Below are 24,218 nucleotides of genomic sequence, written 5' to 3' on the forward strand. Positions count from 1 at the left end.
CACCTCACAATTCGATGCCGTCGTCCGGATCGAGGGCAGCTTGACGCGCGACGGTGCGGAAGCGGGTTTGCATCGCGCGGGTGCGTTGGGCCTCGTCGTCGGGTTCGTCTTCGAGGGCCGCGAATTCCTCGCGCGGAAAGGGGAGCTCAGGGGCCACGTCCTCATGCTGTGGAACCTCCGGTTCGCGGCGGATGCCGCCATCTGCATCGTCAGCGGGCTTGTTCGTGCAAGCTTCCCGAGGCGGCGCTATCGGCTGAAGACAGCTCCAATCGTCTGACCCCGCAGGGCTGACGGATGCAGATGCTTCGACGATGGGCGGCTCTTGGATTCTCGCCGTCAGTTGCGCATCGCGGAAGTACCGCACTTTTTGTGCCCGGATCGGGGCTGCGCCCGACACGAGGATGATTTCGTCGTCGGGTGGCAGCTGCATGATCTCCCCGGGGGTCAGCAAGGCGCGGGCGGTTTCCTGGCGCGAGACCATCAGATGTCCGAGCCAGGGTGACAGCCGATGCCCGGCGTAGTTTTTCATGGCACGCAGTTCGGTCGTGGTGCCGAGGGCGTCGGACAGGCGCTTCGCCGTGCGCTCGTCATTGGTCGCGAATGCGACGCGGACATGGCAGTTGTCCAGGATGGCGTTGTTCTGGCCATAGGCCTTTTCGATCTGGTTCAGCGATTGGGCGATCAGGAACGCCTTAAGGCCGTAGCCGGCCATGAAGGCGAGCTGGGATTCAAAAAAGTCCAGACGGCCGAGGGCAGGGAACTCGTCGAGCATGAACAGGAGGCGGTGCTTGCGCTTTGTGTCATGCAGATCTTCCGTCAGACGACGGCCGATCTGGTTCAGGATCAGCCGGACCAGCGGTTTGGTGCGGGAAATGTCCGACGGCGGCACCACGAGGTAGAGGGTGAGCGGGCGCGCATCCGAGACCAGATCATCGATCCGCCAGTCGCAGCGTCGGGTCACGGCGGCGATCACGGGGTCGCGGTAGAGGCTGAGGAAGGACATGGCGGTGGACAGGACTCCGGAGCGTTCGTTCTCGGATTTGTTCAGCAACTCACGGGCCGCCTGAGCGACAACGGGATGCGGGCGATCTTTCAGATGGGCGGTGCGCATCATGGCAGTCAGTGTGGCGGCGATGGTACGCCGCGGATCGGACAGGAAGGCGCCGACGCCCGCCAAAGTCTTGTCCTTCTCGGCATAGAGGACATGCAGGATCGCGCCCACCAAAAGGGAATGGCTGGTCTTCTCCCAATGGTTTCGCCGTTCGAGTTGACCTTCGGGATCGACGAGGATGTCGGCGATGTTCTGGACGTCACGGACTTCGCGCTCGCCTCGGCGGACTTCGAGCAGCGGATTGTAGGCGGCGCTGCCTGCATTGGTCGGGTCAAACAGCAGGACGCGCCCGAAACGCGCCCGCCATCCGGAAGTCAGCTGCCAGTTCTCGCCCTTGATGTCGTGGACGATCACAGAGCCGGGCCAGGTCAGCAGGCTCGGGATGACGAGACCGACGCCCTTGCCGGAGCGGGTGGGCGCGAAGCACAGCACGTGTTCCGGACCGTCATGCCGGAGGTAGCGCTTGTCGAGACGGCCCAGCACGACCCCGTCTTCCGCGAACAGCCCGGCGGCGGTGATATCCTTGGGGCCTGCCCATCTGGCCGAGCCATAGGTCGTCACATCGCTCGCCTCACGCGCTCGCAGGACCGACAGCAAGATGGCGACGGCAATGGCGGCGATCCCGCCTGCGCCGGCGATTGCGGCGCCTTCTATGAAGACGCGCGGCGCGTAGGCGTCATACCAGTACCACCAGGTGAAGACCTGCCACGGGCGATAGATCGGCAGGCCGAACAGGGCGGTGAGAGGCGCGCCAAGCTGGGGCTGGAACCCCAGACGAAACGCGACCCATTGCGTCGCCGCCCAGACGAAGAGCAGCGCCACGAGGCTGACGATGAGGATCTGGCCCCAGAGGATCTTGGTGGCGGATGACGTGTCCTGACGGCTCATGGTTATGTCCTTCCTGCTCAGAGGTTCAGCCCGCGTTTGCGCCCGAGGCTCCAATCGATCCCGCCGCCGTGCGTCATCGTGCCTGTGACGGTTTGGCCGAGATGGCGTTCGAGTTGCGGAGTCCAGGGGACCAGCGAGAATCCGAGGCCATCGTCGATCATGGCGAAGCGGCCCGATGCGAGATCGAGGCGTTGACGAAACGTCCCTGCGACGGGTTCGCCCTCGGTTGGTTTGTGGTGGGGAAGCCCGGTTTGTGTGCTGAGGTCTTGACCGATGGCGTCCAGTTCGCGGGTGCGAAGGGTCGCCAGCAGATCGCGGGCAAAGGTGACCCGCTGTCCCTGTCGTCGGGCGAGGCCTTCGGCGACTAGGTGATCCGCGCGGCGCTTCAATGCCTGGCGAACCTCCGCGCCAAATCCGGCACCGCTCAGCGGTGCGCGGTCTCGGGCAAGATGCAGGCGGTCGAGCCAGGTGGCGCCATCCGCCGCGATCTGGGCGGCCAGCGACAGATCGGAACGACCGACAAGAGACAGTTGCGGTGCCCCGTCCGTCGTCCCTGTCCAGAGCCGGGTTTCGACAATGCCACCTTGCGGCGTGTCACCGGTCGCATCGAGATCCTGGAAGCGTAGGTGATGTACGCGACCGTCAACTCCGTCGATGATCGCGCAGCCACTACCGGCGTGGTCATCATGAAAGCCGCGTTCCACCAGCCGCCCGAGGATCGGCGCGGTGGGCGTGCCTTCGATGGCGAAATCACCCGCCGCGCGGTGGCGCTCGGCACCCATGGCCCGGTGCATCCGTTTGATAATGTCGCCGCGCATCCCGAGCTCGCGCAGAGTGTCTTCGGTATTCGGTTTCAACTCCCAGACGACGGGGGCGATTTGTTCGGCCAGCCCAAGCCTCTCCAGTGTCTGGGCGCGCCGATCATCAAGCGGCGCAGCTCCGGATCGCGGGGCTCCGGTGTGCCGCGACGCAGGTCGGCGATGCCGGCATGATCATCCGCCAGAGATCGCAGGCCCCGGTCCAGATCGGTCCAGCGTTCCGCCGTGACCTGAATTTCGAGCGCTTGGGAAATCTCGCGCACGCTGCGGGGTCCCAGTTCCAGATGTACGAGGTCTTCGGCGCGAGCGCGAAACCCGCGGCTGATATAGTCACGCGAGATCACAAGGTCCCGCCCATCGTCGTCCTTGCCGCGCACCAGGATGTGGACATGCGGATTGTCGGTGTTCCAGTGATCGACGGCGACCCAGTCGAGTGTTGTGCCGAGATCCCGTTCGGCACGGGCCATCAGATCACGGGTAAAGGCGCGCAGGTCCTCAAGCTCGGTGGCATCTTCCGGCGAGACGATGAACCGGAAATGATGCCGGTCGTCTTCACAGCGCGCCGCAAATCCGCCCCGGTCGAGATCATCGCGTTCAGACCCGAACAAGTTTGCGTCGCGTCCGTCCTGACCGACGCCGTCGCGCTGCAGGTAGCCGAGATGCTTGGCCATGGGCGCGGAGCGAAAGCGCTTGCCCTGGTGGCGCACGACGCGGGCCTTCACGACAACGCGCCGGGAGGTGCGGGTCAGGCCCTTGGCGGTTCGGGCAAATCGTCCGCGCCCGAAAGACGTGTTGCCGGAACGCCTGCTGCCCCCGCCGATACGATAGCCGGTATGTCCGGATTTCCGCGCGGCACGCATCACCTCGTTGACGAAACGTGTCGGTTGCTTCGAGGTTCTGCCGCCGTCGCGGATACGCCCGGGGCGGATGCGCAGATCATTGTCGCGCCGGGTCATAGCCGCATTCGTGCGTAGGACCAGCTGCCGCATGAAAAGGGTATATAAATCATATTTCTAGATGAAGTCCTGCGGCATGCAGTTTGGATGCGCGGCACAAATCCTCGCAGAGAAACAACGGCTTGAGGTCCGCTTGCGGCACCTCTTTTATCTCGCGCTCTTTCTGTTGAGACCCTGCGCGTCGACCCTCTCCGGCACATTCCTGCGACCGGGCTTTCCAGACCTCGCCATGCTGCGATTCCGCGGATCATGGCGTTCGCCCCCGGTTGAGGGGCACGAAGATGCCGTTCTGAGATGCGTCCGACGTAATCCGTTGGGCGTCATCGCCGGGGGCGTGACCCGCCTCAGCGGTTGCCGCGAACAGCGGGGCGTCGCGCCAGTCCTGTGTCCTTTGCGGGCGGTTGACTGCCCGCGCGACGTCGGTTCCATCGGTGATGAGCGGCGCTAGGATTGCGAGGTAATTGCGGGTTTCATGCGGCAGGGCGCGCCCGGTATCAAGGTGGTTCTGGTACCGTGCAGGCCCGGCGTTGTAGGCCGCGAGAAAGCCGGGTGACCCGAACTGATCGTACATTTGCCGCAGATAGGCGGCTCCGGCCAGAATGTTGTCGCGCGGATCGAAGGGATCATCGCCAAGCCGGTGGGCTGCGCGCAATTCGGCCCAGGTGCCGGGTATGATCTGCATAAGTCCCATGGCGCCCGCGTGGCTCACCGCGCGCGGATTGCCCGCACTCTCGACCTCCATGACGGCACGGATCCAGGGCTGCGGGATGCTGAACCTGCGCGAGGCTTCTGCGATATAGGTGTCGATTGCTTGCTGTTCAGATGCAGGAGCAGTGCGGTGCTGAGCGATCACGGCTGACGGTGCCACGGTCATCGGCGTGCAGAAGGTCAGTACAAGCGCCGTAGTAACTACCGCGTGCCGACGGCTGTGGCCGCGTTCAAAACTACGCATCTTCCGCCTCTCCATATGTCCAAAGAAGGATGGCACGTCCGAGGATTATGTCCGCTGACAGCGGCCCGAAATACCGTCCATCGAGGCTGTCCGCGACACCAGCAAGGAGCAGGAAGACATCGTCCGAGCCGAGCGTGACACATCCCGTCCAACGAGGAAGCGGGCGCCCCTGTTGGTCAGCCGATGCAGCCTCGGCAACTACGCTGCCGTCGATGGTGATCTCGAGATTGTTCCGACAGACCGTCATGCCGGAGACGGCCGCGATGCGTTTCAACAGCAAGGTATCCGCACCGACATAGCCGCGTTCAACCACCCAGGATGACAGGTCTTTCGGCAGGCGCACGGCAACGAGATCGCCCGGTGATGGCCCGTGTGACGCTCGAACGACGTAGATGCCGATCGGCACGCTTGCTGAGGCATTCCAGATCAGACGCGGTGCGCGGTCGATCTGTGCAGCTGCGAGCAGACCGAGGGACAAACCGGCCGCGAGGAGGGGAGGGGCCGCCGTGCTCATGTCGTCACCATGCGCCGCTTGAGCCAAGCCGCATGCCGGGCAGGGGTGTAGGAACGGGGCTCCAATGCAGTGGTCAGGCGGTTGTGGACGTGCCGCCAATGGTCGGGGCAGACATCTTCCGGTGCGATGCCATAGCTTTCCACGATGTCGATGGACCGAAGCGCTGCCTCGACCTTAGGCCAACCGGAAAGGCGCAGCAAAAGCTCTCCGCCTGGTGTGACACAGGGCACCGTCGAGCAGGGTTCGCCTGCACTGACGGCGCGCAGAATATCTATCCGGCTTTCAACGGTGCCATAGTCGTTCGAGTACCAGCGCACTAATGCAAAGATCGCACCTGGCGCAAAGGCAACGTGCTTTTCCGTGCGCGTCAGGATGATTTCCTCGGCAATCCGACCGAAACGGATCCAGCGCTCGGTGCGCCCTTCAATCCAGGTGAGGTGGACATGTGTCTGCACCGGCTCAGCGCCCCCGCCGCAGATATGCCGGCGAAACGGCGGCATGGCGTTTGGCGGGTAGGACGCGATCTTCGGTCTCGTCCGAGGTCGAGGTCTTCTCGCCCCTCGTGACCCAAGCCTGCAGATCGTCGACCGCGTAGACGACACGCCCGCCGATTTTCGAGTACCGCGGGCCAGTCCCGTAGGTCCTGTGTTTTTCCAACGTGCGACCAGACAGGCCGAGAAATCGAGCGGCTTCCGGGGTTCTGAGGTAGCGGGGCGGGAGTCCTTCGTTTGGGTCGGGCATTTGAGCATCTCCGGTGGCTAGGCCCCGCGACGGCGCGTCGCGGGCTGTCGGAGGTCATCAAAGCGGAAGAGCGCCGTGGGGAGGGATGACGAAGATCGCGGCGCGAAAACGTCACCCCCAAAGGCCAACAGGATCAGGGGCTGATGGGGGTTCGATATTCGGAGATCGCGCGGTGATCACCTGCGCGGCTTGGAGCGCCCCGTTGGTCTTTTGCCAAGAAGGAGAAAGCGATAGCCTTTGGTGGTCAGATGCGTTCCATGGGCCGACAGTCGGGTGATCTGGGCTTTCAGGGAGCTGGTCTTCCAATGCTCGCGCGACACAGCCTCCGCGCCGAACAAATGCCGCGCGATCGTCTGGTAGCTGGCACGGTCCCGGCGCGCATCGAGCGTGCGCAGTGCAAGCTGGATGCGTCGCTGCTGCTGCGTTGTCAGGGACGGAGGGGTTCGTTTCTGGCGCAGCAATTGCACACGGAGGGCCTTGAGTGTGTCCACCCGTGCCGCCCAATGTTCGTCCAGCGGCACCAGAATCCCAATCGGGCGTTGGATGCTTTTGGCATCCAGCACAAGCAATGCGCCTGTTGCGAGGCGCACATAGATCAAGCCGTCCTGCGTTCCGATGACGGTCAGATCATCTGTATCGATGTGCGGCGCGGCGGTGTCGCCGCCGGGGACTGGCACAACATACCCGACCGCTGCCGGGGCGATTGATGGCGTCCAGAACACGGGTGCATTGGGTGCGTCGATGTCCGGATCAACCGGGAAATCGCAACCCCCATGCGGCCGGTGATTTCAATCCATCCCGCATTTGCGGGTAATTGGCGCGATAGTCGGAATTGCGGCGCAAGCATTCCCAGGCCAGCCCGGACAGGTCGAGACTGTCGAAATGCTTGTACGCCGTTTCGTCTTGCCAATCCTTGGTCATGGCGAAGCTCCGCGTCAGCTGTTTCGATGGGCGATGAGTATAGCTTGGTGACGCGTCAAAACGACGGCAAGAACGGTTGCTGTGCGCAACCTGCGCGAGTGTTCGCCGATCTCAGACGGATCGGGCGATGTTCAGCCAGTCCGGCCCTCGAGCAGCTTGCGATAGCCGTGCTCCGTCATCCAGCGAGCGCGGGCGAGGTGGCTGTCGTACATCTTTTTGGCACGCTCTGGTTCCTCGGCGGCATCTATACTGAACAAAATCTCACTGACTTCCTGCAGGCTGGCACCGCTTTCGGCGGCATCAAACAGGCGCAAGTACAGTGTCATATGCGCGTGGTCGTAATCGGTCAGCTCATCGCTTTGTGGTGCGAGATCAGCGATCGGCGTGGTGCCGGTAGCAGACATGATTCCCCCTCGCCATTGGGCATTAAGGCTCATAACAGCACATCAGATTGCATGTGCAAGGTCGGATTACGGTCAGTCAAACTACAGATGAGCATTATAATACGTCGCACCAAAATACGCGATAGGTTCTTTACTCGCGGATGGACATCCGCGTTGTTTTTGCAAGGAATCTCAAGCACTACCGCCAATTGCGCGGGCTGACACAGGCCGCGTTGGCGGCGGCGATGGATGTCGATCGCGCTCATGTCAGCGCGATGGAGCGGCAACAGCAGAACGTCACCATCGTGACACTGCAAAAGGTAGCGGACGCCTTGGGTGTCGAACCAGCCCAGCTGCTTGCTAAGCTTGAGTGACAGAATGCTTGGGCGGGGAAGTGTGCATTCGCTGCTTCGCAGCGAGGCTATGAGGTGATCTTGAAAGCGGACTTCAAAGTTAATGCAGAAAGAGAGGCAAAGAAAAGCACATTGCTTGCATAGCCCCGCTAAAGCATCTGTGCACAGTATTAAGCTGTGTTTTTGCTAAGCAACTCTTGTAGCAAGGCATGCGCCCCTTCGGGTACAAATTTCCGCCACTTATCGTCACCTGATCGAAAGAGCTCTCTAATCTCAGTGCCAGAGGCTCTCGGCACGTGAGATTCGTCATGTTCTAAAACCTCAACATCAAAGCCGGCGTCTTCCAAGAGCTTAACCTTATGCTCGTTCCATTCGGTATGCCTCGTGGTAAAGCACTTCACACCTGTCGGCAAAAAAGTGGAAATGCGGAATGGGTCCTCTATTGGAAAGGGGATTATTCTGAACTCCTCCAAAGAGAACCCATTTGCCAAGAGGCAAGTTTCGATAATCCAGAACCTTTCAAAGAACGTAAGTGGGTTGTTGTCGATCAATCCTCTATGATTTGCGCCCGGAAAGTGGCCGCCGCTTTCATTATAAATCTGTGTAATTCCTATATAGACGCAATCAGCGCGTGACTTTGCCCACCGAAAATACTCCAAATGACCATTGTGAAATGGCTGAAAGCGACCGTGGATTGAGGCATGAGTTAGTCTCTCCACGAAATACTCACCCCCGCGTACGGTTCTTCCTGCCTGAACTCTCCGATGTGAATGGGGTCCCAACCGTGTAGTTCCCTAAACTCATCTACAAAGTCATCGACATTTGTTGAGGCAACAAAAAAAAGCGCGGGACCTGCAAACTCGGCACAAAGAGCTACAGCTTTCGATCTACGGCACGTAGCTGTGAATGCGTCTGTAGGAATTCCGTCCGCTTCAAAACATCCTACTGGAATCCCGAGGACATCTTCATGGACGATGTTTAGGTCGCATAGGGAAATTTGAACTCTAGCCCCGACCCGGTAGGCCAAATTTATCGCTGCGCCCGCAAGCCCAAAACCTGTAATATCTGTAGCGAAGAATTCAGTCTCCATTCCACCAAGAAACCGCTTACTAACAATCTCTGACGCAAAAGGCGCGCTGTCATCGTTATCAATCTCACGCAGCACGGCCATTTTTGCTGCCCCCAGTCTCCGGGAGATCAAAACACTGCCAGAATTTGGAGTGGGAATTTGCGAATGTTCTCTTGCGCCGAAGACGGAGACTGTCAGATGTGTGTAGTCTGATCGCACGGAGTGTAGATTTTGAAGCTCAATACCAAGCTTCTTAAAGCCGTCAGATAGCGATTTACTCAACGCAGCCATCTTTTCGACTGTGTCGAACTCCGGGCCATACTCAATGCAGACCGAAGCGCATTGAGGGTTAACTTTCGAAACAATCAAATCAGAAACCGCGTGCAGGATGGCAACTTCGCAAAACTGGTCAATGTCGTTCAACATTCTCCCTATGCGATCAATGCTTGAACATATCAAAGCGTCACCAACCACTGTACAACCGGTATCGGACCATAGCTCGATATCGATTGCCTTAGACAAAACGCTTACGTCGCGCATATGGACCTTCTGGCCGCAACCAACCTTATTCAAATCTACCTGGAACATTACCGATACTTCGTAAGGTCCACCGCCGAAGTCTTCGGGTCAGTCCACATCCGTTCGAAATAGTCCTTAAACGTGTAGTAGAGGGAGTGGGAGGAGCGCTCATTTTGACCTGCGGTAAGAACAACTTGTGGGTTGCTTCGACCTTCTTGATCGTCCCAAATGGTGTAGCTCATAACACAAACTCTATCATCGATGAATACTAGGCGAAATTGTTGGAAATCTGCCTCGCTTTCGGCATGATAGAATTTCACCTCTATGTTGAAGCCTTCCTTGATCGCCAAGTCGGCGACAGTTTTTAAAGACTCCCGAACTCGACTTGCATACGTATTTCTGTCGATTCCGGTTCTGCTCGCGACGTTTCTCAGAACCGGATTGTCTGGGGGAGAGAGGAGCAATCTGACTGGTCGTCCTGCCTTCGCACACCTCACAATCATTTGTCGAAACTCTGGGATCGAAGTCAGCTTGTGCGCTCCAACCCCAAGAAAGTCGAAAGAATGACGCGGACGCTTCAAAGATGCACGATAGTCGATCCCACTGGCAGTGCGCATAAATACATCAAGGATACCCAGCCGATAGAACCTGTACAGCAGGTAAGTGGAAGTCGCACTCACCAGTCCAGCGAATGCAAGAGCCGCGTTAAGTGGGGTCATGTAGCCAAAATAGGCGACCACCCAGCAAACAGTGGCGGCAATCGCGGAAACGAATAGGAGCTTTCGCGTTGCTCCTACAAACCACCACAAAAGCCTTTTTCTGATCAAGATTAACACCGAAACCGTGGCAGCAGCCAAGACGATCCAAACGAGGTTTGAAATAAGCTCTGTTGCAACACCACCGGGTAGTTCTGTCCAAAAATCGCCCATCAACCTACGCACTCATCCAAAACCAAAAATGTCCAATCGTCGAATTCATCCTTTTTAGCGGTTATGTCGGCTTTAGAGAAAAACTCCAATGAAGTAAGAAAACCCGGCTCCCCAGAGTTTACGTCAACGGCACTTTGTGATCGGACTTCAAATACCAAGCCTACATGTTGGCGTCCGAACATATTAGTTGTTTCGTGAATTGCTCCAAAGAACTCAACAGTCTTTTCATCTGGCGTAAACTCAAGCTCTTCCCGCAACTCACGCTGCAAACTTTGTTGAACCACATCCGGATCGGATGCAAACAACGTTGGAAAATCTTCAACTTGCAGGTGCCCGCCAAAGTTGATCGACCGGGTGCCATGAAGCCTCTTTTCAGGAAGTCGTTTTGTCCTTTTATAAGTAAGGAACTGGTCGCTTCGGCGCACAAAGAACAGTGGGATTAGCTGAACGTACTCCTCAGTTTCTTCCGCCTCGACACGGGGCATTCCTTGGGACTCTTTGAATACTTGGACATAGTCGATATCAAAGAACTCGGAGCCTTGACGAGGTTTTAGGAAATCGAGAAATCTCGATCTGGGTATGACCGCGATAGTCTCATTGACTGGATTGATTTTGCGACGAAGTGCCTTGTGTTCCACCACATCTGGCCACTCTCTCAATCCGAACCGACCGTCATCGACCCTGATAAATACAGAGTTAACTCCGTGATCTAATATTTCAGCGGATATTCTCGCGTTTATGGTCTTCCAAGGCGTCTTTCCGGACATTGAAAAGTCGACACTATCTTGAATAAACGCCGAAATCTCTCTCGAACTCATGGGTCGGTTTGCATTGCGCAGGGCAACCAAAGCAGCTTCTAAGTACGTGGAAGGTTTCACAGAAAGACAATCTTTTTGTTGCAAGGCACATGGAATGGAACACGCCGCTTGGGAGTATTGCAAGTTCTTTCAGTGTTGCTGATGTTTCGCCTGCGCTGCGAATGTCGGCAACGCTGACTGCCCTCGCAGCATGACTTCCGTCAGTTGTACCGCAGCTTTGGGCCGTCTCCGGCGTCGCACGGCTTCGAGAGCCGTCGATCATCAGTAGCCCGCTCCAGAAAAATTGCCCCGCTCGGTGATCCCGAGCGGGGCAATCTGCTGTCAGTCGCCGTTGCGACGGCTGTTGGACCGCGACCAGATGAGGCTGAAGGTCTCTTCGCCGCCTTCGATCACCGTATCGTCGAAGAGGTTTGCATAGATCGGCTGGGTGAAGCTCGGGTCGTCGAGCTTGAGGCTCAGGTAGTCGCGGCCCTCGGTCGAGCGCTTGGACCATGCGGCGCCGATCTCAGCACGGCCCACGAAGACGCGGTGGGAGGGGGCGTTGTCGTTCGGGGTGCTGTCCTCGGGGACGATGCGGACGGCTTTCGCCTGAACGCTCAGGGTGACGATTTCGCCGACGTATTCGCTGCCGGTCTTCTTGAAGGTTCCGATGGTGGCCATGTCATATCTCCTTTTGGCTTGTCCGAGCCCGCGCCCTTCGCGGCCTCGATGGCGATCGTCAGGACCGGGGCGATCCGCTGACGCAGCCCCTGTGGCCCGCAGCGCCAGCGGAAGACGGCAAGGCCGGTCTTTCTTGTTCCGCGAGGAATGGCGGACCGGAGACTTTTCGGGGACGCCAGGGGAAGAAAGTCCGGACCGGCCGTTGCGACCTAGGCGGTCGAGGCGTCAGCCGATCCCGGTCAGATCAGCCGCTGAGAGGCCCGCAAGGGACGCGTGGCGCAAGCCATGGGTGAGGGGATGACTGGCTATCTTTGGACCGCGCAAGACCCCGGCAGCGTGCGTCGTGCAAAGACAGGCTATGGCGTGCAGGCGGAAACGGTGCATGTCCCGGACGTGCCTCGCTACTCCGGGATTGCCCCCTCTCGCCGTGTCTATGTCTGTCTGCCGTGATGTTCGGTCTGCCGGCGATGCAGGTGCATGCGCTACCGGGGCCATGCGCCACAACGTGGGTCTCAGTGATCTGGCTTTTCTCAGCCGATCCTGCCCAACTGCAATGCTGCGGTGACGGCGAGGATCGAGACCTCTTGCAGCAATCGGTTGCGGCCCACGCTGACGGCGTCGCTGACAGCATGCTGCTGCGAAAGCTTCACAGGGCGTTCAGTGTTCGTCGAAAGACCTGTGCGGATGCGGGTCGGACATGGCGTTGACCTCGGACCAGCTCGACACCCGCGCCCAAGCGGTCCCGCCCACGACCAGCGCGCCCAGCCAGGACAAGAAGGTGATGGTGGCGGTGCCCGCGCTGCCGAATTCGGCAAGACCCTTTGCCGCATGAAATCCGGCGATCCCGGCGGGGACCGCGTAGATCAGACCGATGGCGAGTTTGAGTGGGGCCCAACGGATGCGGTCAAAGGCGAATTCCCCCAGAGCCGCGATGAAACCGCCTATGAAGAGGCCCGCAATGATCGACAGAAAGACGCCTTGGCCCGTTTCATACAGATACATGCCGGACGTCAGGCCAATCGCGAAGGGCAGGGCGTAGACGGCCAAGTTGAACAGGATCCAGCAGAGGGCACCGAGGCCGAACAGCGTGAAGAGGGTGGAGAAAAACATGAGGCACTCCTTTCGAGAACAAGGATCGCGCCGCCACCTCCTCCATTGGCACGGGCAGATCATAGCAGAAAACGGCCCGCCCCGGGAGGGTCCGGGGCGGGCGTCGGCGGAAATCCGGTCATGCCGGTGGGGCGGCTTTCGACCGGAAGTCGAATAGCGGAATGCCCATCGTGCGGGCCTTGTCGGCGAGATTTTCCGTGATGCCTGAGCCCGGGAAGACGATGAGGCCGATGGGCAGGGTGTCGAGTAACTGGTCGTTGCGCTTGAAGGGGGCCGATTTGCCGTGCCGCGTCCAGTCGGGTTTGAAGACGATCTGCGTCACGGCGCGATTGTCGGCCCAGGCAGTGGCGATGCGCTCGGCCCCACGCGGCGCGCCGCCGTGCAACAGGACCATGTCGGCGTGTTTCGCGTGGACGCGGTCGAGCGCCGCCCAGATGGCTGTGTGATCGGTGCAGTCGAGCCCGCCGCTGAAGGCGATCTTCGTGCCTTGCGGCAGCAGCGGTTCCAGATCGGCCCGGCGCTTGGCGGCGATGTGATCGCGGCTGTCGATCAACGAGGCGGTCAGGGTGCGCCGGTTCACGTGGCTGCCTGTGCGCGGGTGCCAGGTTTGGCCGAGATGCGCCTCGAAGCCCTCGGCCGCGAGATCGCGCATGGCCTCAAAGGCATTGCGCCGCTCGATGAGCGTGATGCCCTCCGCGATCAGGGTCTCGAGCTCGACCGAGCGAACTTCGGACCCGTCCTGTTCGCGCTGTGCCCGTTTCTGCGCCTGTTCGTTGCTGTCGAGTTCGCGGCCGGTCTGGGTCGCCATGCGGTGGAAAAGGTTCGTGGTGGACCAGAGCAGGTCTTCGAGGTCGGGCTCCAACCGCGTGTCGGACAGCGTCGAAACGAGTGCGTCGAAAATGTCGGCGATGGCGGTGCGAATGGCGTCGGGCTCCGGCAAGGGACGGGGATCGGGCTCGTCCGTGAAGGGGCGCCAGCCGTAGAGCTGCAGTTCCTCGAGCACGACGGCGGTGGAGGATCGGGTTTGAAGATGTGTGTCGGTCATGATGTCGTCTCCGGTTATCGAAGCCCGCGCCTCTCGCGGCCTTCCCGGGCAACCGAAAAGCGGGGGCGGGACGGGTCTGCACCGCCGCTCCGGCGGCGGCCGAAGCGCAGCGGAGGACGGCCATGGCCGTTGCGGGCGCGTCCGGGCTCTGCTCCGTTTGGCCCGCTCTCGGAAGGCCGGAAGGCGTGGCTCTGATTGCGGAGGCGCTGGCCGGCTGCGCCGATCCCGATCAATCCTTGGCGTGGTCGAGGAAGGCCACGGCATCCTCGGGCGCCAGTTGCGGGCGCAGATGCGCGCGCAACGCGTCGCGGCCATTGGCCCGCAGATCGTCATTGATATCGCCGAGACAGGGGGAGAGGTGAACGGTATCGATCCCGGCCCCCATAGCCCGATGCGCCAGTTGGTCCGCGGCGGACAGGCCTGCCGGGTCGGCATCGACGGCGATGTAGAGGCTGCGAAGATCGGCGGGCAGCTGCAGGGCTGCGAGATGATTGGCGGACAGAGCCGCCACCGCAGGCAACTCCGGCAGGGCCAGATGCAGGGAGAGCATGGTCTCAAGCCCTTCGCCTGCGGCCAGCACGCTGACCGGTTTGCCGATGCGAACACCATAGCCGAGGAGATTGCCCATCGCCTTGCGCGGTGGAATGACCGGGGCCTTGTCCGCAGTGGCGGGGTCAAGCCAGGTGCGGTGCAGGCCGGTGAGCCGTCCATCGAGGTCCGTTACCTTGGCGAGCAGGGCGGGCCAAGTCTCGGGCGGATCGTTCAGTGCGTGATCCTCGCGCCAATAAAAGCAGTTCGGGTGAAACCGTAGACTGTCGAGATGGCCCAGCCCGGTGAGGCCGCGTCCGGCGAGATAGCGTTCGGCCAAGGTGCCCGACATCGGCTGGCCCATGGCCCAGAGCCGCCGTGCCGCCTCAGGTGAGCCAGGACTGGCTGGCGGATTGGCGGCGCGGTCCCTGTCTGTCTGCGGCAGGCTGAGAAGCCTGCGCGCTTCGTCCAGCGTGTCCCTCAGCGTGGTGATCCCCATGTTCAGGGCGATCAGGTCCAGAAGGTCGCCATGCTGCCCGGTTGCGGAATCGGTCCATTTTCCGGCGGCGCCGGGACCATAGATCGGACCGGTCAGTCTGACATAGAGGCTGCGGCCTGGTTTGTTCTGCACATCGCCAACGATCCAGTATCGGCCCTGTTTGCGTCCGTTCGTAAGGTAGTGGCGGCAGACGGCCTCGGCATCTTCGGCAAGGCGGAGGGCGATGTCGGCGGCGGGGCTGTGCATGCTCTGTGCCTCCTGTCGTGGATTGAAAAAGGGGCCCGCCATTTCTGGCGGACCCCGGCTGCCGGAACTCGGGGGGAAGGAGCTCCGACCTGCTCGAAGGTCACTCGACGGCAGTCCGGGCGAAGGCGTCACCGGCGATGGGATCATCTTCCTCCATCGGGTCGTAATCTCCGATAGCCGGTTCGCCGCCGTCTTCCGCCGATTGCGCTTCGCTGCTGTCGGGATCGTCTTCCGAAGGGTCATCGTCGGAGCGGTCCGCCTCGTCGACCAGCTCGATCTCCGGGGCATCCTCTTCCGGCAGCGGCGGCGTGCGCAGAGGTTCGGGCAGCCAGCCGGTGCCCACGAGCAGGTCCTCGGCAGCCGTCACCATCTCCGACTTCTTCAGCCCGGCGATCCGGTCAGCGGCGTCTTCGCCTTTCGCCTCGCGCACGGCCTCCAGGATACGCGCCTTGGTCACGCGGCCGATGTAGCTGTCACCCGTGGCCGTCCAGCCCGCATTGGCCATGTCGAGTCCGACGGTCCCGGCCAGCACATCCGCATGCGCGATGGCCCGCGGGCGGCGCTGGTAGGGATCGTGGACGGCATTGACGCTCATCGCCACGCAATGGGCGAAGAGCGCCTCGCGGCTGCAGCTGTCGAACTCGGTCAGCGCCTCCCAGAGGTCTTCGGATGCCTTCGGCAGGTTCCGCGCCCAGGTCTCGTGGCGCTGGTCGATGGCCTGCGCATAGGCCGTGTCGCCGAGGCCCGGCACCTGCGATCCGAAGGCGGCGTTGCGCGGTTCGATCTCTACGCAGCTGTTGACGGCGTAGCGATAGAAGAGCCGCAAGACCATCGCGTGCAGCGCCGCGAGGAAGGCGACCTGCGGGTCCTGGGCCAGCGCATTGCGCAGCGCCAGGGTGCGATGGGCCGTCAGTTCCATGACAAGGCGGTCGGATAGCGGCTTGAGGCCGTCATCCTCTTCCTCCTCGTCCGTTGCGGATGTGACGGTGTCGTCGGTGTCCTCGATCCGTGCTGCTTCCGGTGCGACCTCGCCGATGTCCTCCACCTCATCGACCGGCTCATCTTCGGGCCGCACATAGCCCCGTTCGACCCGCAGTCGCCCGGAGCTGTCGATGCTGACGAAGGCACCCGCCAGCGCCAGATCCTCGGACTCGAATCGGATCGGGCGTGCCTCGAACGCCTCCATCGCCTCCTCAATCTCGCCCAACCGGGCATCGACGTCGTCAGGCAACTCGTCGGCCTCCGTATGCTCGGCCTCGAGCGCGTCGTATTCGGCCTTCAGCGCCTGGTAGCTGGCAGCCTCCTCGTCGCTCATCGGCACCGCCTCGCCATGAACCCGGCGCATCCCGAAGATGTGGCCATAGGGGAACTCGGTATCGACCTCGACCCAGTTCCAGCCCTCGGCGCGCACCGCCTCGGCCTCTTCGGCGAGCTTCTCGCGCACCATGACGTCGAGCAGGGCGGCATCCTGCAGCCATCCGCCGTCGTCCTGTTGGAAAAGGTCGCGCAGGATTTCGCCCCCGGCCTCGACGTAATCGTCGAGCCCGACGAACTGCGCCCGTTTGTCCGAGGCCCGCACCGCACCCTCGGTCAGCATGCGGCGGATCTCGTAGGGCTGCCGCGAATAGTGCCGCTGCAACGCCTCCCAGACCTGCACCTGCCGCGCGTGATCTGGATTGACCGTGAAAGCCATGAGCTGGTCGAGGGTCATCTCCTCCTCGGCATAGGCATCGAGCAGCGACGGTGCGACGGCGGCGAGCTTCAGCCGCTGCTTGACCACGCTGGCCGAGACGAAGAAGGCCGCGGCGATCTCCTCCTCGGTCCGACCCTTCTCGCGCATCGCCTGGAAAGCGCGGAACTGGTCGAGCGGATGCAGCGGCGCGCGCTGGACGTTCTCGGCGAGGCTGTCCTCCTCGGCGAGCCCGTCTGTGCGGACGATGCAGGGGACCAGCGCAGTCTTGTTCATGCGCTTCTGTTTCACGAGCAACTCCAGCGCCCGGAACCGCCGCCCGCCAGCGGGGATCGTGTACATGCCGGTCTCGGTGCCGCTGTCGTCCAGCACGGGCCGCACGGTGATGGAACTGAGCAGCGTCCGCCGCGCGATGTCCTCGGCCAGTTCCTCAATCGACACGCCCGCCTTGACGTGGCGCACGTTCGACTGGCTGAGCATCAGCTTGTTGAAGGGAATGTCGCGCGAGGCGCTGAGGGTGATCTTCTGTTGCTTGGTCATCGGGATATCTCCGCGACAGGCCAGCCGAGAGCCTCTCTCTCGACCTCCAAACCCGTCACGGAAAACCCGGCACCCCTCTCACTCTCAGTACTATTTTGCTTTGCGTCGTCTCTGAAAATTCGCGAATACCGCCACGGCAAATGAAACTGCAGAAAACATAATAAGCCAAAGTATAAGCACGGTCATTCCCACCAAGTCTCGCCCAAGATCAGTCCAAATATCACCTTCGATACCGCCAGATTGAGCAACAGCCTCGTCCGCAATCCAGGGACAGGCGCCTTGAAAGAATTCTTCAGCCTTCTCCGTGCAAAAAAATCCCTTTAGTTTTCTTTCTCCATCTGGATCTGGGTAGCTGAGAAAATTTAAGGCAAATACATAAATCAGGAATGAAACCACAAACAAAATGATTCCACCAACAACCTGCTTGTCTACAAACCGTTTCGATTTTCTATCGATAACCTGATAAACAAAAATTAAAATGAGCAATTGGAACACCGCTGTTATCTGTATGATTCCGTCAGGAAATGGCGGCGTAATGTTGGAAAATTCGGAGATCAATGCCATGAGAGCGCCGCCTAGCGTTGCAGCCAAGACACCCTTGTAGCCTTTGATAAAGGTATTAAAGTCGTCAAGCCCGTTTGCCATCTCAGTTCGGCCGCAGCACAACAGTCGCTGGGTCAGGCATGTTTCTTAGGTCGCGATAGGACTGAACCTCTCGTCCATCGGGCCATTTTGCATAAAGAATAAAGTTTCCTTGTTCGAGCAGTGACCCTTGGCCAGTAACCTCGTTCCAAGCTTGACAGCGTCGGGAGTCTTGTTCGCGGAATTCGCAAAATTTCGCTCTTAGCGGGGTAGTCCGCCAAACCTGCGCACCTGGCGGCTCGGTTGAAAAGAAAATTTCCACGGGTCCTCCGCAACCGCTTTCGTAATACAGTCCTGGGTAACGAACTCCATACTGAGCGAACAGTGTAGGTAAGTTGGCGCTCAGCGCTTCACCATAGCTATTGTATTCAACGCCGTCGAAGAGAATAGTTTGATATCTTCCAAACCTTGTCTCGAGTCGGCTAAATGCGTCTTGCGCTAGTCTATACGGTACTTCCGATCGGCTGAAACTCGCGATCATCAATGCGTACTCGTCCAGTACCCATGCAAGCGATTGAGTCTCGTCGTATCCCTCATAAGTCCACGAGAACCCCGAAGGTAGATCGGATATCTCAATTGGCGTATTCCGTCCACAATTGACAATCGTAATCTGCCCACTTTCGATCCAATCAAGATGCTCGGGGAAATTTTCCACATAGGCTTGAGCCGCTGAATCCAGAATTTCCGCCAGCTCCCCGCGATAGCTTATCGTGACTTCTTGGGCATGCAGAGCGAGTGACTGAACGAACATCAACACCCAAGCTACCAAGAATATTGCATGACTGCGTTTGATCAATTTTGTCATACCATTCTCCTTGGAGCCGTTTTTCACCGATCCTACGATCAGAGTAACAAAGGCCATTGCATCGACCAAGAGGATTTTGGTGCGAGAGAATTGTCCGGGCTACACGAAATTCTCCAGTAACGCCTTCGCTTTCCCCTCCATCACCAACCGCGCATCCTGCTGTCGCTTCGACCGAGCCACCGCAGTAATCCCCTGCACGAAGTCGAAGACGCTCTCGGGCGGCCGGCCTTCCTCGACCAGCACCGTCTCGACGATCCGGCTTGTCTCCGCCTTCGAGAACCCGCGCTTGCGCAGGAAATCCTGACGGTCCTCCTCCGACCGCGCGACGATCTTCTCCCGCGCCGCGCGGATGCCGTCGATGAAGGGCGCGGGCGAGGACTCGGCGAAACGGCTGAGCGCCGGCGCGGCCTCATGGGCGAAGCGCGAGGCGGCGTATTTCGAGTGCCGGATCGTGATCTCCTGGAAGTCCTCGACGCCCCAGAGATTGCGGTTCTGGCAGACCGCGCGCAGGTAGAAGCTGGCGATGCCCAGCGTCTTGGCGCCCACCTCGGAGTTCCAGCAATAGAAGCCCCGGAAGTAGAGGTCGGGCGAGCCGTCGGGCAGCAGCCCCGCCTCGATCGGGTTGAGGTCATCGACGAGGAATAGGAACACGTCGCGGTCCGAGGCGTAGAGCGTCGTCGTCTCCTTCGTCACATCCACGCGCGGGTTGTAGATGCCGGTCGACCAGTCGAGTACGCCCGGCACCTTCCAGCGGGTGTCGCCTGTCCCGTTGCCCGCGATGCGCTGGACGGCGGAGACCAGTTCGTGGTCGTAGATGCGGCCGTAGTCGGGGCCGGTCACGGCGCGCAGTTCGGTGTGGCCATCCGCAACTTCCATCGTCTTGATCTGCTCAGCCCGGTGGTTGGTCAGCCCAAATTGCAGGTTGATCCCGGCCAGTGGCGCGGGCAGTTGGCGCAGATAGGCTGCGGGCGCACCGACGAGGCTGGATAGCTGGCCGAAGCTCCAATGCGTCGGCGCGATGGGTTCATCCGCGCCAGGCAGCACAAGGCCCAGCTTCTCCGGGTCGTCGCGATGCGCCTCGACCCGGATCGCCGCACTCTCCACCGTGCGCGTCCGGCTGCGCTCCGCCCGGCCCTTGACCGAGGCGAAGAGATCGTCGAGCGACAGATACCGCTCGTCATCCGGCCTCGAGAACCATTCGGACGAAACGCGGTCCACGCATCCGCCGCGCGACACATCCACCTTGTAGCCGCCGTTGATGTCACGCCCGGCTTCGATAATCTCGGTATTCATGGGTTTTCTCCCGCAACGGGCGGCCGAAAGCCTCTCTCTCGACCTCCAAACCCGTCACGGGCCGGGACGGCACCCCTCTGACTCTCCGATCACTCGGCTGCGCGGGTCGCAAGCGGGGAAGGGGCACGCGACGCGGCCAGCCCGTGCAGCGTTTCCGGGCGTATATGCGTGTACCGGCGCAGCATTTTCCAATCCTTGTGGCCGGTGACCAGCGAGACCTGTTCGATCGCGAATCCGGCCTCGAACAGGCGGCTTGTGCCTTCATGGCGCAAATCGTGGAAATGCAGGTCCTTCACGCTGACCTCGACGCAGGCGCGCCGGAAGGCCGTTCCGACTGATCTCGAATTGTAGGGAAAGATCCGGCCTTTTGCGTGCCCGAGTTCCTTTGCCTGTTCGGTGACCAACGCCCAGGCATCGAACCCCGTGGCGGCGAAGAGTGGGATCCGCTGGTCGTTCCCGGTCTTGTTGCGCGGGTCCTTCCTGTCGCGGATCAGGAGCATCCGGCGGTCGACGTCGAGATCGGTCCATTCGACGCGGCAGATCTCGTCGAGCCGCATGGCCGTGGCCACCGCGAATTTCACGATGCGTGTCATCGGCAATGTCAGGCGCTCGTTGTCTTCGAAGCAACGGAACAGGCGGTTCAACTCGTCCGTGGTGGGGCGACGATCCCGCTCTGTGCCCTTGCCGATCAGCCCGAGTCGCTTGAGCGCGACGCGTGCCAGATCAACAGGTTCCGGAGAGATATCGAGCCCGTGCACGGCTGCAGCGTGGGTGATGATCATCTTGATCACCCCGATGTCGATCCCGAGGGTGACCGGACCTGCACCCTGGTCTGCACGCATCTTGCCGTAGTCGATCAGCTTTTGCCGGTCGAGGTGCCCGATCTTCTCCTTGCCGAGATCGCGCTTGAGCGTCGTGAGCGTGGCGGCCTTGCTGCGACGCGGCGGTTTCCCTACCTCGCACATATCGGTTATATGAAGGTCGATGAGGTCGCCAAAGGTCTGGAGGCGGGAAACGGACGACTTGTTCGGCGCCAGCCCCTGGTCGACCCGGGTCTCCGCCTGGCGGGCCCAACGATGGGCGTCGTCGCGGCGGAGGAACGTCTCGCTCGCGTAGCGGCCCTTTCGTCTGATCTGGACCCGGTAGGCACCGGAGGGGAGCTTGGTGATGGAGGCCATTTTCGTGTGCGCTGTGTGTGCAATGAGTCGTCGTAGAGGGGCAAATTCGGGGATATTGGGGCGTACTCCAGCGTAGCAGCATCCGCCGCCAACAGTTTGAAGATACACAAAAAATGCAAATAAATCAACACGCTAGATTATCCTGTGCCCCTATGATGGACTGGACGGACCGGCATTGCCGAGTGTTTCACAGGCATTTTTCGGCGTCAGCGTTGCTCTATACCGAGATGATCACGTCTGCCGCGTTGGTCAACGGAGATGCGCGTCATCTTCTCGACTATTCGGAACAGGAACACCCGGTTGCGCTGCAGCTAGGCGGCTCTGACCCATTGGAGCTGGCGGACGCGGTAAGAATCGCCGCACCTTTTGGGTACGACGAAATCAATCTTAACGTGGGTTGCCCGTCGGACCGGGTCCAGTCTGGATGTTTCGGCGCCATACTGATGGAGCGCCCCGACCTTGTGGCGCATTGCGTGGAAGCCATGGTTGCTGCGACCGATATGCCCGTGACCGTAAAGTGCCGCATCGGTGTCGACGCGCAGGAGCCCCGCGAGGTCTTGCCAGCGTTCATCGCAAAGGTTCGCGATGCCGGTGCCGCGCAGGTGACCATACACGCGCGAAAGGCGTGGTTGCAGGGGCTGAGCCCGAAGGAGAACCGCGATATCCCGCCGCTGGACTATGAGATTGTCAGAGAAATGAAAGCAGCGTTCCCGGATCTGCCGATTTCCGTCAATGGCGGTATCAACAGTTTGGCGGAGGTCGAGGAATTTCTGGCCAGCGGGCTGGACGGTGTGATGGTCGGGAGGGCTGCATATCATCAGCCGGCTAACGTTCTCAGCGCTGCGGATCAAAGGATTTTCGGTACCCGAGCAGACGCAGTGTCTGCCGAGCGTGCCGTAAGTGCCATGTTGCCATATATCGAGTCAGAACTCGGAAAGGGAGTGCCGCTCAACCGGATCACACGTCACATGCTTGGTGCCTTTGCGGGACGTGCGGGTGCGCGGCACTGGCGGCGCACGCTCAGCGAGGGTGCTCATAAGCGCGGGGCAGGGCCGGAGCTTGTCGAACGGGCGCTCGCGCAGGTGACGGCGCTTGCTGCATGAGGCATTGAGATTATTGATGCCGGCCTTTTCTGCCGCCTTTTCTCCGGCTTTGCAGCAGGGGTTTTCGTTCCGGCAGAACTGCCATGATCTCGGCGCGAGCCTCGGAAGACATTTGCGACCAGTTTGCTATTTCCTCTCCACTACGCAGACAGCCGATGCAAAGTTGGCTGTCGGGATGAAGGACGCAGATTTTCACACAGGGGCTTATAACACGCTCGCGCCGCCAGATATCGTCGCTCATGGGACACGCCCGCGCCGCATGTGAGTGAGTCGATCGAGAAAACCCTGAAGAATGTAGCTAGCGGCCACGTGGTCGATGACTTCGGCCCGGCGGCGGCGGGAAGTATCGGCTTCGAGCAATGCCCGCTCGGCGGCCACGGTAGAAAGCCGCTCATCCCAGAAGGTAATGGGAACGATCGTGCGCGTGGCCATGTTGCGTGCAAAGGCTTCGGTGGACTGGGCGCGGGGGCCGCGGCTGCCGTCCATGTTCAGAGGCATTCCGATGACGATACCGCAGATCGCACGCGGACCAATGATTGCCTCCAGTGCTTCGGCGTCGCCAGTGAATTTCTTGCGGTTTATCGTGAGGATGGGCGTCGCGACGCTGCGAAGTGTGTCTGACACGGCAACACCGATCGTCTTGGTGCCGAGGTCGAGGCCCATCAGCGCACCGACAGAGGGAAGTTCAGCGATGAAGTCTGAGGTATCGGGATGGATCATTGCGCGACCTCGGCATCGCGCGCGGCCTGTTGCAGGCGGTTGAGTGCGACCTCATCGTCGGTGAAGATTTGGCGTGCATCTTGCCACGCCCTGCTGGCATCGGCTGTCCTGCCGAGCACCCCGTAGGCGCGGATCAGACGTTCCCATTCGTCCAATGTGCCGCCTTCATCAGCCAAACGCAGGGCCAATCCTTCCACCATGCCTTCAATCATGGCGGCCCGTTCATCATCGCTCATGGCTTCCGACGCGGCAATATCTGCGCCGCTTGGCCCCGTGGGTACATTGCGACCTGCCGCGATTGCGACCTCTGCAATCTGCGATCTTATGGCGGCGATCCATGGAGCGTTCGAGGGTCCTTCTGCGAGAAGGCGGTTCCAGAGATCGTAGGCAATGTCCGCGCGTCCGGACTGATACGCGAGCAGACCAGAATAGTAGCGCGCACGCGGATCCGAAGGAGCAAGTGTCAGCGTCCGGCGCAAAGCTCTTTCCGCCTCGGGAGAAACATAGCCTTTGACGGCCAGAATGCGATACTCAGCCAAGGCAAAAATGTCATCGGCAGTTGCCATCTCGCCCAAAAGGTCGACCAGATGTGCCTGAGCCCGCGCCGCCCGGGAAAACAATCGAAGGTTGGCGAGATTTCCGGCAAGTAGTCGATAGCCCCGAACATCGTCAGGTCGATCCTTCAGGAGGTTTTCGAGCCTGTCGATCAGGGCCAATTCTTCCGGGTCGAGCTCCGGACCGCCCTGCGAGATCATGGCTTCTGCCTCTTTCTGTCCGACACGGTCTGCGACCCGTGCTGATTCCTCAGCAAGCCGCTTTTGCAAAGGTTGGTCGGGCAGGCCACTGGCGCCCAGAAGCAGGTAGGTCGCAAGACCAGTGAAAAGAAACACCACCGCCAGGCCGACTGCCAAGAAGCTGTGTTGAGAAGTATCGGCTGCCACCGCCACGTTTCCATGGCCTGCGAGTATTCGGCGACTGATCTCCACACGCAAATTTTCTGCCTCGGTTGAGGAAAGTGTGCCGCGTGCAAGGTCGCGTTCTATCTCGTTCAACTGGTCTCGATAGACGCCGAGATCCTTGCCGGGACCGTCACTGGCTGTAGCCGGGGCATTCCACACTTGACGGAGCACCACGATAGATACCCCCAACGTCACCGCTATCGTGACTGGCCAAAACCACACTGATCT

29 protein-coding genes are annotated in these 24,218 nt (G+C 60.5%); 3 read left to right on the forward strand and 26 right to left on the reverse strand.

Annotation, left to right across the window (positions count from 1 at the left end; all coding sequences use genetic code 11):
* Positions 1-4 precede the first annotated feature (4 nt).
* From GO499_RS04140 to GO499_RS04180, 10 genes are all read right to left on the reverse strand, one after another.
* Positions 5-1,999 (reverse strand): conjugal transfer protein TraG, encoded by a 1,995-nt coding sequence (locus tag GO499_RS04140; protein ID WP_161861000.1) that lies wholly within the window; start codon positions 1,997-1,999, stop codon positions 5-7.
* 17 nt (positions 2,000-2,016) lie between these two features.
* Positions 2,017-2,904 carry a DUF3363 domain-containing protein gene (locus GO499_RS19825; RefSeq protein ID WP_348520806.1) on the reverse strand — a complete coding sequence of 296 codons (888 nt, stop codon included), beginning with the start codon at positions 2,902-2,904 and terminating at the stop codon, positions 2,017-2,019.
* Positions 2,853-3,773, reverse strand: coding sequence for a hypothetical protein (locus GO499_RS19830; protein WP_348520798.1), 921 nt, complete (start codon positions 3,771-3,773; stop codon positions 2,853-2,855). The genes GO499_RS19825 and GO499_RS19830 overlap by 52 nt, the downstream gene beginning before the upstream one ends.
* Positions 3,774-4,020: 247 nt before the next feature.
* Positions 4,021-4,725, reverse strand: a complete 705-nt coding sequence (locus GO499_RS04150; protein WP_284154890.1) for a lytic transglycosylase domain-containing protein — start codon at positions 4,723-4,725, stop codon at positions 4,021-4,023.
* Positions 4,718-5,239, reverse strand: coding sequence for a S26 family signal peptidase (locus GO499_RS04155; RefSeq protein WP_161861001.1), 522 nt, complete (start codon positions 5,237-5,239; stop codon positions 4,718-4,720). The genes GO499_RS04150 and GO499_RS04155 overlap by 8 nt, the downstream gene beginning before the upstream one ends.
* Positions 5,236-5,694, reverse strand: coding sequence for a DUF2840 domain-containing protein (locus GO499_RS04160; RefSeq protein ID WP_284154891.1), 459 nt, complete (start codon positions 5,692-5,694; stop codon positions 5,236-5,238). Before GO499_RS04160 ends, GO499_RS04155 begins: the two co-directional genes overlap by 4 nt.
* Before the next feature lie 4 nt (positions 5,695-5,698).
* Entirely contained in the window at positions 5,699-5,980 is a 282-nt protein-coding gene (locus tag GO499_RS04165) for a helix-turn-helix transcriptional regulator (RefSeq protein ID WP_021100692.1), read from the reverse strand.
* Positions 5,981-6,156: 176 nt separating this feature from the next.
* Positions 6,157-6,657: a DUF2285 domain-containing protein gene (locus tag GO499_RS04170; RefSeq protein WP_161861003.1), complete on the reverse strand. Its 501-nt coding sequence runs from the start codon at positions 6,655-6,657 to the stop codon at positions 6,157-6,159.
* 73 nt (positions 6,658-6,730) lie between these two features.
* A complete protein-coding gene (locus tag GO499_RS04175) occupies positions 6,731-6,901 on the reverse strand; it encodes a transcriptional regulator domain-containing protein (protein ID WP_161861004.1) in 171 nt (56 codons plus the stop codon).
* Between the two features lie 131 nt (positions 6,902-7,032).
* Positions 7,033-7,305 (reverse strand): DNA -binding domain-containing protein, encoded by a 273-nt coding sequence (locus GO499_RS04180; protein ID WP_161861005.1) that lies wholly within the window; start codon positions 7,303-7,305, stop codon positions 7,033-7,035.
* Positions 7,306-7,445: 140 nt separating this feature from the next.
* Between GO499_RS04180 and GO499_RS04185 the strand changes: the two genes are divergently transcribed.
* A complete protein-coding gene (locus GO499_RS04185) occupies positions 7,446-7,658 on the forward strand; it encodes a helix-turn-helix domain-containing protein (RefSeq protein WP_161861006.1) in 213 nt (70 codons plus the stop codon).
* 149 nt (positions 7,659-7,807) lie between these two features.
* Here the strand turns inward: GO499_RS04185 and GO499_RS19880 are convergent, their stop codons facing one another.
* From GO499_RS19880 to GO499_RS04210, 5 genes are all read right to left on the reverse strand, one after another.
* Positions 7,808-8,356 carry an adenylyltransferase/cytidyltransferase family protein gene (locus GO499_RS19880; protein WP_161861007.1) on the reverse strand — a complete coding sequence of 183 codons (549 nt, stop codon included), beginning with the start codon at positions 8,354-8,356 and terminating at the stop codon, positions 7,808-7,810.
* Positions 8,344-9,246: an AIR synthase related protein gene (locus GO499_RS04195; protein ID WP_161861008.1), complete on the reverse strand. Its 903-nt coding sequence runs from the start codon at positions 9,244-9,246 to the stop codon at positions 8,344-8,346. Before GO499_RS04195 ends, GO499_RS19880 begins: the two co-directional genes overlap by 13 nt.
* Positions 9,247-9,293: 47 nt before the next feature.
* Positions 9,294-10,154, reverse strand: a complete 861-nt coding sequence (locus GO499_RS04200; protein WP_161861009.1) for a hypothetical protein — start codon at positions 10,152-10,154, stop codon at positions 9,294-9,296.
* Complete coding sequence (locus GO499_RS04205) at positions 10,154-11,032, reverse strand: HTH domain-containing protein (RefSeq protein ID WP_161861010.1); 879 nt, start codon at positions 11,030-11,032, stop codon at positions 10,154-10,156. Before GO499_RS04205 ends, GO499_RS04200 begins: the two co-directional genes overlap by 1 nt.
* A gap of 261 nt (positions 11,033-11,293) precedes the next feature.
* A complete protein-coding gene (locus tag GO499_RS04210; protein WP_161861011.1) occupies positions 11,294-11,632 on the reverse strand; it encodes a DUF736 domain-containing protein in 339 nt (112 codons plus the stop codon).
* A gap of 297 nt (positions 11,633-11,929) precedes the next feature.
* Here GO499_RS04210 and GO499_RS04215 point away from each other — a divergent pair, with 297 nt between their 5' ends.
* Complete coding sequence (locus GO499_RS04215) at positions 11,930-12,082, forward strand: hypothetical protein (protein ID WP_161861012.1); 153 nt, start codon at positions 11,930-11,932, stop codon at positions 12,080-12,082.
* A 207-nt stretch (positions 12,083-12,289) separates the two neighbouring features.
* Here GO499_RS04215 and GO499_RS04220 read toward each other — a convergent pair whose 3' ends face one another.
* From GO499_RS04220 to GO499_RS04255, 8 genes are all read right to left on the reverse strand, one after another.
* Complete coding sequence (locus GO499_RS04220; protein ID WP_161861013.1) at positions 12,290-12,742, reverse strand: hypothetical protein; 453 nt, start codon at positions 12,740-12,742, stop codon at positions 12,290-12,292.
* 118 nt (positions 12,743-12,860) lie between these two features.
* Positions 12,861-13,787 (reverse strand): DUF2493 domain-containing protein, encoded by a 927-nt coding sequence (locus tag GO499_RS04225; RefSeq protein WP_161861014.1) that lies wholly within the window; start codon positions 13,785-13,787, stop codon positions 12,861-12,863.
* 229 nt (positions 13,788-14,016) lie between these two features.
* Complete coding sequence (locus tag GO499_RS04230) at positions 14,017-15,060, reverse strand: DUF7146 domain-containing protein (RefSeq protein WP_161861015.1); 1,044 nt, start codon at positions 15,058-15,060, stop codon at positions 14,017-14,019.
* Positions 15,061-15,160: 100 nt separating this feature from the next.
* Entirely contained in the window at positions 15,161-17,290 is a 2,130-nt protein-coding gene (locus GO499_RS04235; protein WP_161861016.1) for a ParB/RepB/Spo0J family partition protein, read from the reverse strand.
* Positions 17,291-17,380: 90 nt separating this feature from the next.
* A complete protein-coding gene (locus tag GO499_RS04240) occupies positions 17,381-17,935 on the reverse strand; it encodes a hypothetical protein (protein ID WP_161861017.1) in 555 nt (184 codons plus the stop codon).
* 1 nt (position 17,936) lies between these two features.
* Positions 17,937-18,737, reverse strand: coding sequence for a hypothetical protein (locus GO499_RS04245; protein WP_161861018.1), 801 nt, complete (start codon positions 18,735-18,737; stop codon positions 17,937-17,939).
* Positions 18,738-18,836: 99 nt separating this feature from the next.
* Entirely contained in the window at positions 18,837-20,030 is a 1,194-nt protein-coding gene (locus GO499_RS04250) for a DUF932 domain-containing protein (protein WP_161861019.1), read from the reverse strand.
* Positions 20,031-20,119: 89 nt separating this feature from the next.
* Positions 20,120-21,208: a site-specific integrase gene (locus GO499_RS04255; RefSeq protein ID WP_161861020.1), complete on the reverse strand. Its 1,089-nt coding sequence runs from the start codon at positions 21,206-21,208 to the stop codon at positions 20,120-20,122.
* Between the two features lie 113 nt (positions 21,209-21,321).
* On the opposite strand from GO499_RS04255, the gene dusA reads away from it, so the two are divergent.
* The gene (gene dusA, locus GO499_RS04260) at positions 21,322-22,311 is read left to right on the forward strand and encodes a tRNA dihydrouridine(20/20a) synthase DusA (protein ID WP_161861021.1); all 990 of its coding nucleotides are present in this window, start codon (positions 21,322-21,324) and stop codon (positions 22,309-22,311) included.
* Between the two features lie 10 nt (positions 22,312-22,321).
* Here the strand turns inward: dusA and GO499_RS04265 are convergent, their stop codons facing one another.
* From GO499_RS04265 to ccmI, 3 genes are read right to left on the reverse strand one after another with little or no spacing between them, the layout of a single operon-like run.
* Complete coding sequence (locus tag GO499_RS04265) at positions 22,322-22,552, reverse strand: DUF1289 domain-containing protein (protein WP_161861022.1); 231 nt, start codon at positions 22,550-22,552, stop codon at positions 22,322-22,324.
* Positions 22,549-23,031 carry a Holliday junction resolvase RuvX gene (ruvX, locus tag GO499_RS04270; protein WP_161861023.1) on the reverse strand — a complete coding sequence of 161 codons (483 nt, stop codon included), beginning with the start codon at positions 23,029-23,031 and terminating at the stop codon, positions 22,549-22,551. The genes GO499_RS04265 and ruvX overlap by 4 nt, the downstream gene beginning before the upstream one ends.
* On the reverse strand, positions 23,028-24,164 hold the full coding sequence (gene ccmI, locus GO499_RS04275) for a c-type cytochrome biogenesis protein CcmI (RefSeq protein ID WP_284154892.1): 1,137 nt from the start codon (positions 24,162-24,164) through the stop codon (positions 23,028-23,030). The genes ruvX and ccmI overlap by 4 nt, the downstream gene beginning before the upstream one ends.
* Between the last annotated feature and the right edge of the window lie 54 nt (positions 24,165-24,218).

Source organism: Algicella marina (genome assembly GCF_009931615.1).
GTDB classification, from domain to species: Bacteria; Pseudomonadota; Alphaproteobacteria; order Rhodobacterales; family Rhodobacteraceae; genus Algicella; species Algicella marina.

What these genes read in the sequence shown, in the direction of transcription:
- dusA (WP_161861021.1), top strand. Translation starts at nt 21,322, where the DNA reads ATGCAAATAAATCAACACGCTAGATTATCCTGTGCCCCTATGATGGAC.
- GO499_RS04245 (WP_161861018.1), bottom strand. Translation starts at nt 18,737, where the DNA reads ATGACAAAATTGATCAAACGCAGTCATGCAATATTCTTGGTAGCTTGG.
- GO499_RS04185 (WP_161861006.1), top strand. Translation starts at nt 7,446, where the DNA reads ATGGACATCCGCGTTGTTTTTGCAAGGAATCTCAAGCACTACCGCCAA.
- GO499_RS04150 (WP_284154890.1), bottom strand. Translation starts at nt 4,725, where the DNA reads ATGCGTAGTTTTGAACGCGGCCACAGCCGTCGGCACGCGGTAGTTACT.
- GO499_RS04140 (WP_161861000.1), bottom strand. Translation starts at nt 1,999, where the DNA reads ATGAGCCGTCAGGACACGTCATCCGCCACCAAGATCCTCTGGGGCCAG.
- GO499_RS04250 (WP_161861019.1), bottom strand. Translation starts at nt 20,030, where the DNA reads ATGAATACCGAGATTATCGAAGCCGGGCGTGACATCAACGGCGGCTAC.
- GO499_RS19830 (WP_348520798.1), bottom strand. Translation starts at nt 3,773, where the DNA reads ATGACCCGGCGCGACAATGATCTGCGCATCCGCCCCGGGCGTATCCGC.
- GO499_RS04255 (WP_161861020.1), bottom strand. Translation starts at nt 21,208, where the DNA reads ATGGCCTCCATCACCAAGCTCCCCTCCGGTGCCTACCGGGTCCAGATC.
- GO499_RS04265 (WP_161861022.1), bottom strand. Translation starts at nt 22,552, where the DNA reads ATGAGCGACGATATCTGGCGGCGCGAGCGTGTTATAAGCCCCTGTGTG.
- GO499_RS04220 (WP_161861013.1), bottom strand. Translation starts at nt 12,742, where the DNA reads ATGTTTTTCTCCACCCTCTTCACGCTGTTCGGCCTCGGTGCCCTCTGC.
- GO499_RS04155 (WP_161861001.1), bottom strand. Translation starts at nt 5,239, where the DNA reads ATGAGCACGGCGGCCCCTCCCCTCCTCGCGGCCGGTTTGTCCCTCGGT.
- GO499_RS04180 (WP_161861005.1), bottom strand. Translation starts at nt 7,305, where the DNA reads ATGTCTGCTACCGGCACCACGCCGATCGCTGATCTCGCACCACAAAGC.
- GO499_RS04210 (WP_161861011.1), bottom strand. Translation starts at nt 11,632, where the DNA reads ATGGCCACCATCGGAACCTTCAAGAAGACCGGCAGCGAATACGTCGGC.
- GO499_RS04175 (WP_161861004.1), bottom strand. Translation starts at nt 6,901, where the DNA reads ATGACCAAGGATTGGCAAGACGAAACGGCGTACAAGCATTTCGACAGT.
- GO499_RS04200 (WP_161861009.1), bottom strand. Translation starts at nt 10,154, where the DNA reads ATGGGCGATTTTTGGACAGAACTACCCGGTGGTGTTGCAACAGAGCTT.
- GO499_RS04165 (WP_021100692.1), bottom strand. Translation starts at nt 5,980, where the DNA reads ATGCCCGACCCAAACGAAGGACTCCCGCCCCGCTACCTCAGAACCCCG.
- GO499_RS04195 (WP_161861008.1), bottom strand. Translation starts at nt 9,246, where the DNA reads ATGCGCGACGTAAGCGTTTTGTCTAAGGCAATCGATATCGAGCTATGG.
- GO499_RS04215 (WP_161861012.1), top strand. Translation starts at nt 11,930, where the DNA reads ATGACTGGCTATCTTTGGACCGCGCAAGACCCCGGCAGCGTGCGTCGT.
- GO499_RS04235 (WP_161861016.1), bottom strand. Translation starts at nt 17,290, where the DNA reads ATGACCAAGCAACAGAAGATCACCCTCAGCGCCTCGCGCGACATTCCC.
- ruvX (WP_161861023.1), bottom strand. Translation starts at nt 23,031, where the DNA reads ATGATCCATCCCGATACCTCAGACTTCATCGCTGAACTTCCCTCTGTC.
- GO499_RS04230 (WP_161861015.1), bottom strand. Translation starts at nt 15,060, where the DNA reads ATGCACAGCCCCGCCGCCGACATCGCCCTCCGCCTTGCCGAAGATGCC.
- GO499_RS04240 (WP_161861017.1), bottom strand. Translation starts at nt 17,935, where the DNA reads ATGGCAAACGGGCTTGACGACTTTAATACCTTTATCAAAGGCTACAAG.
- GO499_RS04225 (WP_161861014.1), bottom strand. Translation starts at nt 13,787, where the DNA reads ATGACCGACACACATCTTCAAACCCGATCCTCCACCGCCGTCGTGCTC.